Origin of the sequence: Brachybacterium sp. AOP25-B2-12, assembly GCF_052378625.1 — a bacterium.
GTDB lineage: Bacteria > Actinomycetota > Actinomycetes > Actinomycetales > Dermabacteraceae > Brachybacterium.
In genome coordinates this window covers 68,457-83,813 of the sequence record NZ_JBQSXW010000008.1, presented here as the reverse complement: position 1 = coordinate 83,813, position 15,357 = coordinate 68,457, and the positions used below count along the sequence as shown (strand labels likewise).

12 protein-coding genes are annotated in these 15,357 nt (G+C 72.4%); 7 read left to right on the top strand and 5 right to left on the bottom strand.

Going from position 1 to position 15,357, the window contains the following annotated elements; all coding sequences use genetic code 11:
* Nucleotides 1-27: 27 nt before the first annotated feature.
* Both clpX and ACT3TZ_RS07835 read left to right on the top strand, forming a co-directional pair.
* Nucleotides 28-1,368 carry an ATP-dependent Clp protease ATP-binding subunit ClpX gene (clpX, locus tag ACT3TZ_RS07840; RefSeq protein ID WP_444582844.1) on the top strand — a complete coding sequence of 447 codons (1,341 nt, stop codon included), beginning with the start codon at nt 28-30 and terminating at the stop codon, nt 1,366-1,368.
* Nucleotides 1,365-1,715 carry a chorismate mutase gene (locus tag ACT3TZ_RS07835; protein WP_444582843.1) on the top strand — a complete coding sequence of 117 codons (351 nt, stop codon included), beginning with the start codon at nt 1,365-1,367 and terminating at the stop codon, nt 1,713-1,715. The genes clpX and ACT3TZ_RS07835 overlap by 4 nt, the downstream gene beginning before the upstream one ends.
* 114 nt (nt 1,716-1,829) lie before the next feature.
* On the opposite strand, the gene ACT3TZ_RS07830 is transcribed toward ACT3TZ_RS07835, so the two are convergent.
* The 5 genes from ACT3TZ_RS07830 to ACT3TZ_RS07810 form a co-directional block, all read right to left on the bottom strand.
* Nucleotides 1,830-3,068 (bottom strand): alpha-hydroxy acid oxidase, encoded by a 1,239-nt coding sequence (locus ACT3TZ_RS07830; RefSeq protein WP_444582842.1) that lies wholly within the window; start codon nt 3,066-3,068, stop codon nt 1,830-1,832.
* Between the two features lie 137 nt (nt 3,069-3,205).
* Nucleotides 3,206-5,869 (bottom strand): valine--tRNA ligase, encoded by a 2,664-nt coding sequence (gene valS / locus ACT3TZ_RS07825; RefSeq protein WP_444582841.1) that lies wholly within the window; start codon nt 5,867-5,869, stop codon nt 3,206-3,208.
* Between the two features lie 52 nt (nt 5,870-5,921).
* Complete coding sequence (locus ACT3TZ_RS07820; RefSeq protein ID WP_444582840.1) at nt 5,922-6,476, bottom strand: GNAT family N-acetyltransferase; 555 nt, start codon at nt 6,474-6,476, stop codon at nt 5,922-5,924.
* The gene (locus ACT3TZ_RS07815) at nt 6,473-7,927 is read right to left on the bottom strand and encodes a pyridoxal-phosphate dependent enzyme (RefSeq protein ID WP_444582839.1); all 1,455 of its coding nucleotides are present in this window, start codon (nt 7,925-7,927) and stop codon (nt 6,473-6,475) included. The genes ACT3TZ_RS07820 and ACT3TZ_RS07815 overlap by 4 nt, the downstream gene beginning before the upstream one ends.
* A 134-nt stretch (nt 7,928-8,061) precedes the next feature.
* Nucleotides 8,062-8,991 carry a PLP-dependent cysteine synthase family protein gene (locus tag ACT3TZ_RS07810; RefSeq protein WP_444582902.1) on the bottom strand — a complete coding sequence of 310 codons (930 nt, stop codon included), beginning with the start codon at nt 8,989-8,991 and terminating at the stop codon, nt 8,062-8,064.
* Between the two features lie 475 nt (nt 8,992-9,466).
* Here ACT3TZ_RS07810 and ACT3TZ_RS07805 point away from each other — a divergent pair, with 475 nt between their 5' ends.
* The 5 genes from ACT3TZ_RS07805 to ACT3TZ_RS07785 are packed head-to-tail and all read left to right on the top strand — an operon-like array spanning nt 9,467 to nt 15,342.
* On the top strand, nt 9,467-10,921 hold the full coding sequence (locus tag ACT3TZ_RS07805) for an ABC transporter substrate-binding protein (protein ID WP_444582838.1): 1,455 nt from the start codon (nt 9,467-9,469) through the stop codon (nt 10,919-10,921).
* Between the two features lie 14 nt (nt 10,922-10,935).
* Nucleotides 10,936-12,072 (top strand): ABC transporter permease, encoded by a 1,137-nt coding sequence (locus tag ACT3TZ_RS07800; protein ID WP_444582837.1) that lies wholly within the window; start codon nt 10,936-10,938, stop codon nt 12,070-12,072.
* Nucleotides 12,066-12,878, top strand: a complete 813-nt coding sequence (locus tag ACT3TZ_RS07795) for an ABC transporter ATP-binding protein (RefSeq protein WP_444582836.1) — start codon at nt 12,066-12,068, stop codon at nt 12,876-12,878. The genes ACT3TZ_RS07800 and ACT3TZ_RS07795 overlap by 7 nt, the downstream gene beginning before the upstream one ends.
* Nucleotides 12,875-13,648 carry a YcnI family copper-binding membrane protein gene (locus ACT3TZ_RS07790; RefSeq protein WP_444582835.1) on the top strand — a complete coding sequence of 258 codons (774 nt, stop codon included), beginning with the start codon at nt 12,875-12,877 and terminating at the stop codon, nt 13,646-13,648. Before ACT3TZ_RS07795 ends, ACT3TZ_RS07790 begins: the two co-directional genes overlap by 4 nt.
* Nucleotides 13,645-15,342: a copper resistance CopC/CopD family protein gene (locus tag ACT3TZ_RS07785; RefSeq protein WP_444582834.1), complete on the top strand. Its 1,698-nt coding sequence runs from the start codon at nt 13,645-13,647 to the stop codon at nt 15,340-15,342. Before ACT3TZ_RS07790 ends, ACT3TZ_RS07785 begins: the two co-directional genes overlap by 4 nt.
* The last annotated feature ends 15 nt before the right edge of the window (nt 15,343-15,357 follow it).

Here is a 15,357-nt window from a genome sequence, read left to right as displayed (position 1 = left end):
ACCGTCCGTCGACCGGGAGGAACGAGCATGGCGCGCACGAGCGATGGAGCCGACGTGTTCAAGTGCTCCTTCTGCGGGAAGTCGCAGAAGCAGGTCGAACGGCTCATCTCCGGTCCCGGCGTGTATATCTGCGAAGAGTGCATCGAGCTGTGCAACGAGATCATCGCCGAGGAGATCCAGGCCGCGCAGCCCGAGGCCGCCAAGCCCGCGCCGCTGCCCACGCCCCATGAGATCTTCGACGAGCTCGAGGAGTACGTGGTGGGTCAGGTCCCGGCCAAGCGGGCGCTGGCCGTGGCCGTCTACAACCACTACAAGCGCAACCGTCCTGCACCCGCCGAGCCGAAGGCGGGCCCCACACGGGTCGCCGGGGACAAGACCCAGCCGCTGACACCGGCGGCCGAGCCCGCGTCGGAGGACGGCGACGGCGTCGAGGTGGCCAAGTCCAACGTGATGCTCGTGGGCCCCACCGGCTGCGGCAAGACCTACCTCGCCCAGACGCTCGCACGCCTGCTGGACGTCCCCTTCGCCATGGCCGATGCGACGGCCCTGACGGAGGCCGGCTACGTGGGCGAGGACGTCGAGAACATCCTCCTCAAGCTCCTGCAGGCCGCCGACTACGACGTCGAACGGGCCCAGCGCGGCATCATCTACATCGACGAGGTCGACAAGATCGGCCGCAAGGCCGAGAACCCCTCGATCACCCGCGACGTCTCGGGGGAGGGCGTGCAGCAGGCGCTGCTGAAGATCCTCGAGGGCACCGTCGCCGCGGTCCCGCCCCAGGGTGGCCGCAAGCACCCCCACCAGGAGTTCATCCAGCTCGACACCACCAACGTGCTGTTCATCGTCGCGGGCGCCTTCGCCGGCATCGAGGACATCATCGGCGGGCGGATCGGCAAGCGGGGGATCGGCTTCGGCTCGGAGCTGCACACCCCGCTCGAGCAGGAGCAGATCTACTCCAAGATCCTCCCGGAGGACCTCCTGAAGTTCGGGCTGATCCCCGAGTTCATCGGCCGTCTGCCGGTGCTCACGAGCGTCACCAGCCTGGATCGCGACGCGCTCGTCCAGATCCTCACCGAGCCCCGCAACGCCCTGGTCAAGCAGTACCAGAAGATGTTCGAGTTCGACGGTGCCGAGCTCGACCTCGAGCGCTCGGCGCTCGAGGCGATCGCCGATCGCGCCGTCGAGCGCGGCACGGGCGCCCGCGGCCTGCGGGCGATCATGGAGGAGATCCTCCAGCCCGTCATGTTCGACGTCCCCTCGCGCACCGACGTCGCCAAGGTCGTCATCACCGAGGGCGTGGTCACCGAGGGACGCGAGCCGCTCATGCTCACCCGCGCCGAGGCCGACCGTTCGGCGCGCTCGGCATGAGCGCCGCGCACACCCATCGTGCCGAGGACGCCGCGGACGGCGACGGCCACACCACGCGCGCCCGGCAGCTCCTGGCCGAGGAGCGCGCGAGCATCGACAACATCGACGCCGCGCTCGTGAACCTGCTGGCCGAACGCTTCCGCCACACCCAGCGCGTGGGGCGCTTGAAGTCCGAGCACGGCCTGCCGCCCGCGGATCCCGCGCGCGAGGAGCAGCAGATGGCGCGGCTGCGGCGCCTGGCCGACGAGTCCGGGCTCGACCCGGAGTTCGCCGAGAAGTTCCTGCGGTTCATCGTCACCGAGGTGATCCGCCACCACGAGCAGATCCGCGACGCCGACGACGCCTGATCGGCTCGCCGACGACGGTCGAGGCCGTGCCGATGACGCCGGATCACACCGTCAGCGTGACGCGGCCGAGCACCGACGGGGCCTGATCGCCCCGCCGGCAGCGCACCTGCTGGGTCAGTCGATCTGGTACGGCACCAGGCGGGCGAGCGCGGTGACGTGCCGCGGCTCGAGCTCGTCGAGGGTCTGGACGCCCAGCAGCTTCATGGTGCGGACGATCTCGTCGCGGAGGATCTCGATGGTGCGGTCCACGCCCTGGCGGCCGCCGGCCATGAGCCCGTAGAGGTACGCGCGGCCGATCAGCGTGAAGTCCGCACCGAGGGCCACGGAGGCGACGATGTCGGCGCCGTTCATGATCCCGGTGTCGATCATGATCGTGGTGTCCTGGCCGATCTCCCGGACCACGGACGGCAGCAGGTGGAAAGGCACCGGCGCACGGTCGAGCTGGCGGCCGCCGTGGTTGGACAGCACGATCCCGTCGACGCCGTGCTCGACGAGACGCACGGCGTCGGGCACGTTCTGGACGCCCTTGACGACGATCTTCCCGGGCCACAGCTCCCGGATCACCGCGAGGTCGTCGTAGCTGATGGTGGGGTCCATCGCCGCGTCCAGCAGCTCGCCGACGGTGCCGCCGGTGGAGTCCAGGGACGCGAACTCGAGCTTGGGGGTGGTCAGGAAGTCGATCCACCACCAGGGGCGGGTCGCCGCGTCCAGCACGGTGCCGATGCTGACCTGCGGCGGGATCGAGAAGCCGTTGCGCTTGTCCCGGAGGCGGGCACCGGCGACGGGGGTGTCGACGGTGAAGAACAGCGTGTCGAAGCCGGCGGCCGCGGCGCGGCGCGTGAGCTCATAGGAGATCTCGCGGTCGCGCATGACGTAGAGCTGGAACCAGTTGCGGCCGTGGGGGTTGGCGGCCTTGACGTCCTCGATCGACGTGGTGCCCAGCGTGGAGAGGGTGAAGGGGATGCCCGCGGCCCCGGCGGCGCCCGCTCCGGCGATCTCGCCCTCGGTCTGCATGAGCCGGGTGAAGCCGGTGGGGGCGATCCCGAACGGCAGGGCGCTGGGGCCGCCGAGGATCTCGGTGGAGGTGTCCACGTCCACCGCGGGGCGCAGGATGTCGGGGTGGAACTCCACGTCGAGGAACGCCTGGCGCGCGCGGTGGATCGACAGCTCGCCCTCGGCGGCGCCATCGGTGTAGTCGAAGGCGGCGCGCGGGGTGCGGAACTTCGCGATGTGCCGCAGGTCCTCGATCGTCATCGCTCGGCTCAGGCGCCGGTGGCGTCCGTCGAGGTCGGGCGTGCGGAACTTCAGGAGATCGAAGATCTCCGCAGGCTTGGGCAGCTGACGTCGCACCATCGGTGAATCCGTTCGTCGTCGACACGGAGAGGAGGATCCCCGCCCCGGGCATCCCTGGATTATGCAGGAGTCCGGGGGGCGCCGCCACCCGGCGACGTCCCCCGTGGACCCAGCGGGCCACATGGGGCCCTGCGGGCTCAGTGCCGCGGCTGCTTGACCGGCGGCTCGCCCAGCTCGACGTCGGTGACGGAGATGCCGTCCTCGGCGCCGCCCACGATGGTCAGCGCCTCGATCCGCCCGAGCGCCGTGAGGTCCGAGCGGCCGGCCTCGGCGAGCTCCGCGCGTGCCGCCGGAAGCGAGAGCGTCGCCCGCAGGATCGGCGTCTTCTGGGAGACCTTGGCGTCGGACTTGATGCGCCGCACGGCGACCACGAGATCCGAGAGCGTGGACAGCAGCTCGGCGGGCGTGCCGGCCGCGGCCTCGCGTAGCGGAGCCGCGTCGGGCCAGGGCTGCGTGTGCACGCTGCCCTCGCGCCACCACGACCACACCTCCTCGGTCGCGAAGACGACCACGGGAGCGAACAGCCGCAGCAGCACGTCCAGGGTGATGGCCAGCGCAGCCCGGGCTGACGCGGCGCCGGCCTCGCCCACCTGGCCGTGCGCGCGGTCCTTGACCAGCTCGATGTAGTCGTCGCAGAACGCCCAGAAGAAGGGCTCGGTGACCTCGAGGGCACGCGCGTAGTCCATCTCCTCGTAGGCGGCGGTCGCGGCCTCGACCACGGTGGCCAGCGAAGCCAGCAAGGAGCGGTCCACGGCCTCGGTGACGGCCGTCGGATCCGCGGCGAGCAGGCCCGCGGGATCGGCGGGTGCCGTGCCGAAGCCCAGCGCGAACTTCGAGGCGTTGAGGATCTTGATGGCCAGGCGGCGGCCGATCTTCATCTGGCCCTCGTCGAAGGCGGTGTCGACGCCCTGGCGGGCGCGCCCGGCCCAGTAGCGCACGCCGTCGGAGCCGTGCTGGCGCAGCAGGCCGATGGGCGTGACGACGTTGCCCTTGGACTTGGACATCTTCTTGCGGTCCGGATCCAGGATCCAGCCGTTGATGGAGGTGTTGGTCCACGGCAGGGAGTCCTGCTGGAGGTGGGAGCGCACGATCGTCGCGAACAGCCAGGTGCGGATGATGTCGTGGCCCTGGGGTCGCAGGTCCATCGGGTAGACCTTCGCGAACAGCTCCGGGTCCTCGTTCCAGCCGCCCGCGAGCTGCGGGGTCAGCGAGGACGTGGCCCAGGTGTCGAGCACGTCGGGGTCGGCGACGAAGCCGCCCGGCTGGTTGCGCTGGGACTCGTCGTAGCCCTCGGGCGCATCGATCGTCGGGTCGATGGGCAGTCGGGCGAGGTTTGGGGTGAGCACGGTGTCGTGGTCCGTCTCGCCGTGGGCGTCGACCGCGTACCAGAGCGGGAACGGCACGCCGAAGAAGCGCTGGCGGGAAATCAGCCAATCGCCGGACAGACCCTCGACCCAGTTGCGGTAGCGCGACTCCATGTACGCCGGGTGCCAGGTGATCTCGCGACCGCGGGCGATGAGCGCGTCCCGCAGGCCGCCCTCGCTCGTGTCCCGCCCGCCGTTGGTGAGGTACCACTGGCGGCTGGTGACGTACTCCAGCGGCTTGTCGCCGTTCTCGTAGAACTTCACCGGGTGGGTGATGCGACGCGGCTCGCCCACGAGGTCCCCGGACGCGGTGACCAGCTCGACCACACGCTTCTGGGCGCTGAACACCGTCAGCCCCACCAGCTCGGCGTAGTGCGCGCGGCCGGCCTCGGTGGTGATCCAGGGGGCGTCCGGGAGGAAGCGTCCGTCGCGGCCGATGACGCTGCGGGTGGGCAGCTGCAGGTCGCGCCACCAGATGACGTCGGTGGCGTCGCCGAAGGTGCAGATCATCGCGATGCCCGCGCCCTTGTCGGCCTGGGCCAGGGGGTGGGCCAGCACCGGCACCTCGACGTCGAACAGGGGGGAGGTGACCGTGGTGCCCAGCAGGCCCTGGTAGCGCTCGTCGTCGGGGTGGGCGACCAGGGCCACGCACGCCGGCAGCAGCTCGGGGCGGGTGGTCTCGATGAAGACCTTCTCGCCGGTGCCGTCGGTGCGGGAGAAGCCGATGTGGTGGTAGGCGCCGTCGCGCTCCTGGTCGACCTGCTCGGCCTGGGCGACCGCGGTGCGGTAGGTGACGTCCCACATCGTGGGGGCCTCGGACTGGTAGGCCTGGCCGGCCGCGAGGTTCTCGAGGAAGGCCCGCTGGCTGGTGGCGCGCGAGGCGGCGTTGATGGTCTGGTAGCTGTGGTTCCAGTCCACCGAGACGCCGAGGGTGCGGAAGACCTCCTCGAAGGACTTCTCGTCGATCTCGGTGAGGGTCTCGCACAGCTCGATGAAGTTGCGGCGCGAGATGGGCAGCTGGTTGGCAGGCTTGGCGGACCTGTTGTCGCCGCCCTCCTGCGGAGGCGTGAACTCCGGGTCGTACGGCAGCGAGGGATCGCAACGCACCCCGTAGTAGTTCTGCACGCGGCGCTCGGTGGGCAGGCCGTTGTCGTCCCAGCCCAGCGGGTAGAACACGTTCTTGCCGCGCATGCGCTGGTAGCGCACGATCATGTCGGCCTGGGAGTACCCGAACACGTGGCCGATGTGCAGCGAGCCCGAGGCCGTGGGCGGCGGGGTGTCGACGCTGAACACCTGCTCGCGCGTCGTGTCGGGATCGAACGCGTAGACCTGCTGGTCACTCCATACGCGGTCCCAGCGGTCCTCGAGGCCGTCGAGCGAGGGCTTGTCGGGGATCGGGCCGGAAGCGGCCCCGGGGTGCGCAGAGGTATCGGTCATGGGGCCATTGTTCCAAAGGACCGGCACAGGCGTGCAATCGGGGGCGGCGATCTCACGCGTGCTGCGTGACATCCACCGTGTACACCCGCAGGAACCCCCCGAGGGTCGCGGGAGTGTCCTCGCGCTCGGGGTGGCGCACGAACCCCAGCCGCTCGTAGAGGCGGTGCGCGGTGGTGTTCAGCGGGCCCGTGTCCAGGACGAGGGTCCGGCCGCCGTCGCGTCCCACGCGGGCGATCGCATCGCGCATGATCACGGCCGCGAGACCCCGGCCGCGCTGGGAGGCGTCGACGCCCAGAAGGCGCACCTCGCGCTCGTCCCCGGTGGCCTGCCGGCACAGGGCGCTGCCCGCCCGGAGCAGGCTCACCGTCCCGACGATCCGCCCGGTTCCGGGGTCCTCGACGACGAGCAGCTCGCCCTCGGCGGCGCGGAGCTCCGCGCCCAGCAGCAGGCGGCGGCGCTCGGGGCGGATCGGCACGGCCTGGGGCCCCGTGCGCGTGAAGCAGCGCAGGGTCAGCTCCCCGACCTCCTCGTACTCCTCCGGGCGGGCGACTCGGACGCTCGGGGTCCGGGTGTCGGGGGAGTGGTCGACAGGGTGCGAGGTGGTCATCGGGCGGGTGCCTCCTGCGGCTGTGACGGTGTCTGGGCCGTGGCCGTGGCCCGGGCGGCGGCGTCGGCGCCGTCCAGCGCGGCGCGATCCACGATACCGACGATGCGGCCGTCGCCGAGGACGGCCAGATGCCGGGATCCGGCGTCGAGCGTGGCGATCGCCTCGCGCGGGGAGCGGCCGACGCCCACCGTCACCAGGGGCGGGTCCGCGATCTCCTCGATCGGCAGATCCTCCCGCGTCGCCTCGGCGAGCCCAGCGGGCGTGACGACGCCGATCACCTCGCCCGGCGGCACGGGCGCGACGGCGTCGCGGAGCGGGTGGACGACGAGCACCGGGGCATCGGGGGCGAGCCCCTGCGCGACGAAGGCCTCCCGGGCCTCGCGGACGGGGGTGCCGCGGGCGATCCGCGGGGCGGGACGGCTCACGAGATCGCGCACGCGCACCCTGCCCGTGGCGTCCGCCGCGAGGTCCGGGCCGGTGAATCCGCGATCGGCCAGCCACTGGTCGTCGTAGTACGTCGACAGGCCGTTGCGGCCCGTGTCCGGGGCGATCACCACGATCCGGTCGTCGGGCCCCAGGCGCTCGGCGAGGCGGAACGCCGCGGTGAGCGCGGCACCGGCGGAGGTCCCCAGCAGCAGGCCCTCGACGCGGGCCACGCGGCGAGCGGTCGCGATCGCCTCGCGGTCGGTGACCTTCACGAACTCGTCGACCACCGACGGGTCGAAGGACCCGGGCCAGATGTCCTCGGCGGCATCGGGGTGCAGGCGGTGCCCGGACCCCTCGACGAGATGGGCGCTGCCGTCGCCCCCGCTGTACGTCGAGGTCGCGGGGTCCGCGGCGATCACCCGCACCCGGCCGCCGCTGAGTGCTCGCAGCGCCCGCGCGGTGCCGGAGATGGTGCCGCCGGTCCCGGCGGCCGCCACGAAGTGGGTGATGCGGTGATCGGTGGCCTCCCAGATCTCGGGCCCCGTCCCGACCTCGTGCGCCCGCGGGTTGGCGGGGTTGTCGAACTGGTTGGCGTGCCATCCGCCCGGCGTGCTCGCCGCGAGGTCCGCGGCCAGGGAGAACGGGCTCTCGGGATGGTCGCGCGGGAGGTAGCGGTCCAGCAGGCGCACCTCGGCGCCGTAGGCGCGCATGAGCGCGATCTTCTCCGGGGAGATGAGGGCCGAGGCGAAGATGACGGTCCGGTACCCCAGGTGCGCGGCCACGAGCGCGAGGCCCACTCCGGTGTTGCCCGAGGTGGCCTCGATGATCGTGCCGCCCGGGCGCAGCAGACCCCGGGCCTCGGCGTCGCGGACCATCGACAGGGCCGCACGGTCCTTGACGCTGCCGCCGGGGTTCTGCGCCTCGACCTTGACGAGGATCTGCGGGGCCAGGCCCTCGGCGGAGCGGGTCAGACGCACCAGGGGCGTGTGTCCGATCCCCTCGAGCAATGATGCATGGACGGTCATGGTGCCTCGGTCCTGTGACGGTGGTCGGTGATGGTCGACGGTGGCTGGTGATGCTGGTGATGCTGGTGATGCTGGTGATGCTGGTGGTGGCGCGAATGGTGATCGGCGATGGTCGCGGCCGGCGCCGATGGGCGTCACGGCCGAGGGAAGAACACCCCGGCCGAGAGGTAGCGCTCGCCGGAGTCCGGCAGGACCGCGACGATGGTGTGCCCGGCGTGCTCGGGGCGGGCCGCGAGGATCGCCGCCGCGGCGATGATCGCGCCCGAGGACGCGCCGATCAGCAGGCCCTCCTCCCGGAGGAGCTCGCGGGCCGTGGCGTAGGCCGTCGCGGCCTCGATCGGGATGACCTCGTCGGCGATCGTGATGTCGTAGTTGGGCGGCAGCTGCTCGTCCTCGACGTCGACGACCTTGTGCACGCCGTCGATCTCGTCGGGGTAGATCTGCTCCTCCGTGGGCACGGACTCCTCGCCCGGCTCGGCGATGACCACCTGCACGGAGGCCTTCTGATCCTTGAGGAAGCGCCCTGCGCCGGAGGCGGTCCCGCCGGTGCCCACGCCCGCGACGAGCACGTCGACCGCGCCCTCGGTGTCGCGCCAGATCTCCGGCCCGGTGGTCGTGTAGTGCGTGCGGGGGTTGGCGGGGTTGCCCAGCTGGTCGGCCACGAAGGCGCCGGGGTTCTCCTCCTGGGCGCGGGTGAACAGGATCTCGAGGGCCTCGGGGTCCAGGAACAGGCTGTTGGGCACCGTGACGAGCTCGGCGCCGAGCGCCGTGAGCAGGTTGCGCTTGTCCGGGCTGGTGTTGTCCCCGAGGTAGAACTTCGTGCGGTAGCCGCGCCGCGCGGCGATGGAGGCCAGGGCGATCCCGGTGTTGCCGCTGGTGATGTCGACGATGAGGTCCCCGGGGTGCAGCACGCCGCGCTCCTCGGCGTCGCGGATGATCGCCCAGGCGATCCGGTCCTTGACGCTCCCGGCGGGGTTGACCTGCTCGAGCTTGCCCAGGAGGCGTGCACCGAGCCCCCGGCGCTGCGCGAAGGCCGAGAGCTCGATGAGCGGAGTCTCCCCGATGAGGTCGGTGAGGTCCCGGGCGATGGGGCGCGGTGCCGTGGCGGCGGCCGAGGGGGCCCGTCGTCACGCGCGCCTCGGGATCGACGGGCCCTGCCGGGGCGGAGGGCGTCGGGGCGGCTGCGGGATCGACGTCGGTGCGGATCGTCATGGGGTGCTCCTTCGAGGCTGTGCACGGGCCTGCTGATCGGGTGGGACGACACGGTAGGGGCGCGGGCCGACGGTGGGAACGGCGCGCTCACACGGCGTCACATCCGGTCGCCGCAGGCCACGGGGGTCGATGGCGGGGTGTCGACGCCGCCGCACGCGAGGCTCCGGGGTCGCCGCCGCACGGAAGCCCCCGGGACCTGCGCATGTGCTGGCGTGTGAACGTCCGCGACACGGGGTCTTGCTTGGTCTTATGGATCATCTAACCTCAGCTTAGGCGAGCGTGGTGCTCGCCGCTCACGCCAGCAGGCCCACACAGGGGAGATCGACCATGAACCAGACGCCCGACGGACAGGCACCCGACCAGGTGCCCGGCGGCTCAGACCCGAACGGCAGCGGCAGCGGCACCGACCCGAACGGTTCCGCACCCTCGGTCCCCGAGAACACCGGTCCCGCGGCGAACGGCTCGGAGGCCACGGACTCCGGGACCGGAGCTTCCGGGAGCGCCGCCTCCACGACTCCCGGTGCCGGCGCGCCCGGCTCCGAGCCGGCGGGCATCGATCCCGCCGCCGCGCAGTCCCCCGAGGCGACCCCGACCGCGCAGAACCCTGACGCCGGCACGGCCCCGTCCGCGGACGGCGCCGCGCAGCCCGTCGGCGCCGACCCGGTCGTGCTCCCCAGCGGTGCCACGCTCGCCGCCGAGCCCGCCGAGGCCCAGAAGAGCGGCATCCGTCGTCGTCACGTCCTCGCCGGTGCCGGCGTGGGCGCCGCGGCGCTGCTCGCCGGGGGCGTCGGCGCCACCTGGTTCCTCCGGCGGGAGAAGACCGCCTCGACCGCCGCCGCGACCTCGGGCCTGGCCGTGACCAAGTCCTGGGCCGATCGCGAGCTCGCGCTGACCGCCCCCAGCGGCGTCTGCGAGGCGCCGCTGGTGATCGCCTACGAGAACGGTCTGTTCGAGAAGGCCGGCCTGAACGTGACGCTCAAGAAGACGGGCGACGGCGAGAACGTCGTCGAGGCCGTCGGCTCGGGCAAGTACGTCGCCTCCAACGGCATCTTCTTCAACTACCTGGGTCCCATCTACAACGGCACGCCGGTCAAGCTCAGCGGCGGCCTCCACTACGGCTGCCTCGACCTGTACACGCTGACCAATGGAACCGTGGCCAAGGTCGCGGACCTGCGCGGCAAGCGGATCGGTGTGAGCGCCCTGCAGGGCTCGGCCACCAACTTCTTCTCCCTCGACCTGCTCGACGCGGGCATCAACTCCAGCCCCGAGGCCGGGGAGGTCGAGTGGGTCGTCATCGAGCAGCCCCTGCTGCCCGAGGCGCTCCAGAACGGCAAGGTCGACGCGATCGCGACCTCCGGCGGGTACCTGCCGATCATCGAGGGCGTCAAGGCCGGCTGGGCCAAGGTGCTGTCCGACAACCAGTCGCTCTCGGCCAACGCCGACCAGCCGTGCTGCGCCGTGGTCCTGAACAACACCTTCGTGAGCGAGGACCCCGTGACCGCCGGCAAGCTCGTGACCGCCTGGGCCGAGGGCTCGCGCTGGGCGGGCGCCAACCTCGATGCCACGGCCAGGCTCGAGTCGGAGAAGAAGTACGTCGCAGGCACCCCCGAGGAAATCATCCCGGTGCTCGAGACCCTCACCTTCACGCCGTCCTCCAAGGCGCTGCACGAGGTGCTCGAGCCGGGGATCGCCAAGTACATCAAGACCGGGTTCCTGCCCGAGGACACCGATGCCAAGGCCCTGGCGAGCCTCGCCTTCGTCGATCTCGGCCTGACCTTCTGAGAGAGGGACACCATATGTCCAGCACCACCACGGTCGGCACACCGACCGGCCGGCGGGTGACGGCCGAGGGCCTCGGGTTCTCCTCGGAGGACCTCACCGGTGCTCTCATCGAGGACCAGAAGGTGAGCCGTCTCCGGGCGGCCCTCGACGTCGTCACCCGCCCCGCCCGCCCCTCCGCCGCCCTCGTCCTCACCGGGGCCGGCGCCTGGCTCGTCCTCGCGGCGGTCACGGTGCTGGTGCCCGACCATCCGGACCTCCCCTTGCGGGATGCCGGGTACATCGAGCGCGCCGACCCGTTCTTCATCGGCGCGGCGATCGTCGTGGCCCTCGCCTGGCTGGGTCTCTGGGCCCTGACCAAGGCGCCGGGCCGCGCCGGCCGCTGGGCCTACGAGCACGTCGCGCACGATGCCGCATGGGTCGTCGGCGCCGGGGTGTTCCTGCTGTTCTGGGTGTTCACGACCGCCAAGACGCTCATCTTCGCCCCGCCCTACCTCGTCGCACCCCAGGAGATCCTCGAGCGCATGTGGGACTCGCGAGGAACCCTCGCCGCGAGCCTCGGCAGCTCCCTGGGGCTGCTGGCGGTCGGCTTCCTGGTGGGGCTCACGGCCGGGCTCCTGACCGGCGTGACCATCGGCTGGTTCCAGGCCGCCAACTACTGGGTGCACCCGATCCTGGTGTTCATCGGCCCCGTGCCGTCGCTGGCCTGGGTGCCCATCGTCTTCGTGCTGTTCCCGACCTCCTACGCCGGGGCGGTGTTCATGATCGCCCTGAGCGTGTGGTTCCCGATCACGGTGCTCACCCGGGCGGGGGTCCTCGGGGTGCCGCGCTCGTACTTCGACGTGGCCCAGACGCTCGGCGCCAAGGGCTGGTTCCTGGTGCTGCGCGTGAGCCTGCCGGCGGCCCTGCCGTCGATCTTCACCGGCGCCTTCATGGCGCTCGGCTCGGCCTTCGTCTCGCTCACCGTCGCGGAGAACTTCGGTGTCAACGCGGGTCTGGGCTGGTACCTGAGCTGGAAGAAGAGCTGGGGGGACTTCCCCGGCCTGTACGCGGGGATCATCGTCCTCGTGCTCGTGTGCGGCCTCGCACTGACCCTGCTGTTCCGCATCCGCAACCACGTGCTGCGCTGGGAGAGGGAGCTCACCCGATGGTGACCGTCAACGGATCCGCGATCGACATCGTCGACGTGACCATGGGATTCCGGACCAAGAAGGGGGACCTCCCCGTCCTGGACGAGGTGTCGATCTCCGTAAAACCCGGGGAGTTCGTGGCCCTCGTGGGCGCCAGCGGCAGCGGCAAGTCGACCCTGCTGCGGCTGCTCGCGGGCCTGGACCGTCCGCTCGGCGGCGAGGTCTACGTCGACGGGCGGCCCGTGACGGGGCCGGACCCGAGCCGCGCCCTGGTCTTCCAGGACCCGACCCTGCTGCCCTGGCGCACGGTGCGCCAGAACGTCGCGATCGGACCCCAGTCCCGCGGGATCCTCAAGCAGTCCGAGCAGCGCATCGACCAGGCGCTCGAACTGGTCGGACTCACCGAGTTCGCGGACTCGTGGCCCTCGCAGCTCTCGGGCGGCATGGCCCAGCGCACGGCGCTGGCCCGGGCGCTCGTCAATGATCCCTCGGTGCTGCTGCTCGACGAGCCGCTGGGCAAGCTCGACGCGCTGACCCGACGCACCCTCCAGGGGGAGCTGCTGCGCCTGTGGCAGGAGCGCCGCTACACGGCCGTGCTCGTGACGCACGACGTCAGCGAGGCGCTCGTGCTGGCCGATCGGATCGTCGTGTTCTCCCCGCGCCCGGCGCGGGTGCGGGCCGTCATCGAGGTGGACCTCCCGCGTCCCCGCGAGCAGGCGGATCCCCGCTTCGTCCATCAGCGCGAGGAGATCCTCGCGCTGCTGGACGCCGAGGCCGCCGAGGCGGAGCTCGCAGGGTCCGTGGCCCGGTCCGCCGGGGCCGGCGCGTGAGCGCCCCGCTCCACCGCGCCGGGACCTCGCGCCCGGCGCGGCGGGTCCGCGCCCTGGTCCACGGGCTGATCGCCACGGTGCTCGCCTCCGGTCTGGTGCTGGGCATCCAGACGGCCGCCGGGGCGCACGTCACCGCGACGGCGGCCGACGCGTCCCCGGGCGGGTACACGACCCTCACCTTCCGGGTGCCGACGGAGTCGGACGCCGCGAACACGGTGGGCCTCGAGGTGCACCTGCCCCAGGACACGCCGTTCACCGCGGTGCGGGTCAAGCCCGTGCCCGGGTGGACCGCGGAGGTCGTCACCACGACCCTCGACGCCCCCGTCCAGGGGGCCGGCGGCACCACGATCACGCAGGCGCCGACCCTCGTCCGGTGGACGGCCACCGATGGCGGGCTCACCCCCCAGCAGTTCGGGGAGTTCGAGATCTCGGTGGGCCCCCTGCCGGAGAAGGGAACGCTGTTCTTCCCCGCCGTCCAGAGCTACTCCGACGGCACCCAGGTGGACTGGGCGCAGCAGGCCGCCGAGGGCGTCGAGACCGACAACCCCGCTCCGAGCATCACCATCGGTGCGAACGCCGCGGGCGGCGCCGATGCGCACGGCTCGGCCGTCGGCGGTGCCTCCGACGGCGGGACGGACGCCTCGACCGCGGTGGACGATGCACCCGCCTCGGCCGGCGGCGGCGCCGCCCTCCCGGTCGCGATCGTCGCCCTGTTCGTCGCGGCGCTCGCCGCCGTGATCGCCGTCGTCGGCGCGGTCCGACGACGGTGAGCGGTCCCGGCGTCGCCACGCCGGGGCGCGCGATGCTCCTGGCCGTCGTCGCGGTGCTCCTGGCCGCGGCGACGGTCCTCGGTGCGCCCGCCGCCCCGGCGAGCGCCCACGCCACCGTCGTGGCGACCAACCCCGCCCACGGCAGCGAGCTGCAGGAGCTGCCCGCCCACATCGTCGTCACCTTCGACGAGCCCGTGCAGCTGTTCGACGCGACGGGCGGCGGCGCCGTCATCGACGCCGAGGGCGTGCGGGTCGACGCGGGCCCGGCCACGCTCGACGCCGCCCGGACGACGCTGACGATCCCCCTGCGCGCCGACCTGCCCGTCGGGGTCTACATCGCCAGCTGGCGCGTGGTCTCCGCGGACTCCCATCCCGTGGGCGGCTCGATCCAGTTCGGATTCCGGACCCCGGCGCTGGCGGTGTCCGCTCCGCTCGAGGAGGGACCGGACCCGAGCCTCACCCTCGCCGTGGGCGTCACGAAGGGACTGCTGTACGCCAGCCTCGTGCCCGCCTTCGGACTGGTCCCGGCCGCCCTCGTGCTGGGTCTGGGACGCGAGGCCCGCCGCCGGGTGGCGCGCTGGTCGCGCCGCGGGATCCTCGCGGCCGCGGTCGCCTCCATGCTGCAGCTCGGGGCGCAATGGGCCTGGCAGCTGCCGCCCACGGGTCCGGTGGACGTGCCGGGAACGCTCGCCGCCTTCGCCGGGTCCACCTACGCCGTGCACATCGGGGTGCGCCTCGTGCTGCTCGCGGCGGCCTTCGTCATCGTGGGCCGGCTCGCCGCGGCCCCCGCGACGCGCTGGTCGGCGGTCGCGGTGATCGCCCTGGGCCTGGGGACGGTGGTCTCGGTGGTGCTCAACGGCCACGGCGGGGCGGGGCCCTGGGTCTACGCGCTCTCGACGATCGTCCATGCCTCGGCGGCCGTGGCGTGGCTCGGCGGCCTCGCGCTGCTGGGCGCGACGCTGCTGCGGGGCACCGTGGGCGCCGACCTCGTGCGTCGCCTGCCGCGATGGTCGGGGTACGCCGCCGCGTGCGTGCTGGCACTGTCGGCGACCGGGCTGCTGCAGGCCGTCGACCAGGTGGGGTATCTCCCGGCCCTGACCACCACGACGTACGGGATCGTGCTGCTGGCCAAGCTCGCGCTGGCCGGCTCGGCGCTCGTGCTCGGGGCGCTGGGGGCGCTGTGGATCCGTCGCCGACGGACAGCGGGCGGCACGGAGCCCTCCGGGACGTCCGGCCGCGGGTTCGGCACCCGGGTGCGGCTCGAGGCGGGTCTCGTCGTGGCCGTCGTGCTCGTCTCGGGTCTGCTGTCCTCGGTGCCCCCGGCGCGCGATGCGTGGGCACCCGTGGCCACGGCCGCGCAGCAGATCGGGCCCTACGAGGTCACGCTCGAGGCGAACCCGGCGCGCACGGGGCGCCAGTCGCTGCGGGTGACCGTCACGCCGCCGCGAGCGAACTTCGACCAGCCCGAGGACCTGCAGGTGACCCTGCGGACGGCCGACGGCACCGTGCGCTCGCTGCCCGTCGAGCTGCCCTATCGGCTGCCGCTGACCGTGCGCCCGGGGAAGGGGACGGGCTCGACCTGGGTCAGCGAGGCGGTCGAGGTCCTCAGCACGGGGCGCTGGGTCGCCACCGTCACGGTGGTCGTCGAACCGCTCGAGCAGTACACGGGGGAGCTCACGTACGAGGTGCGGTGACGTGCACCGCCATGA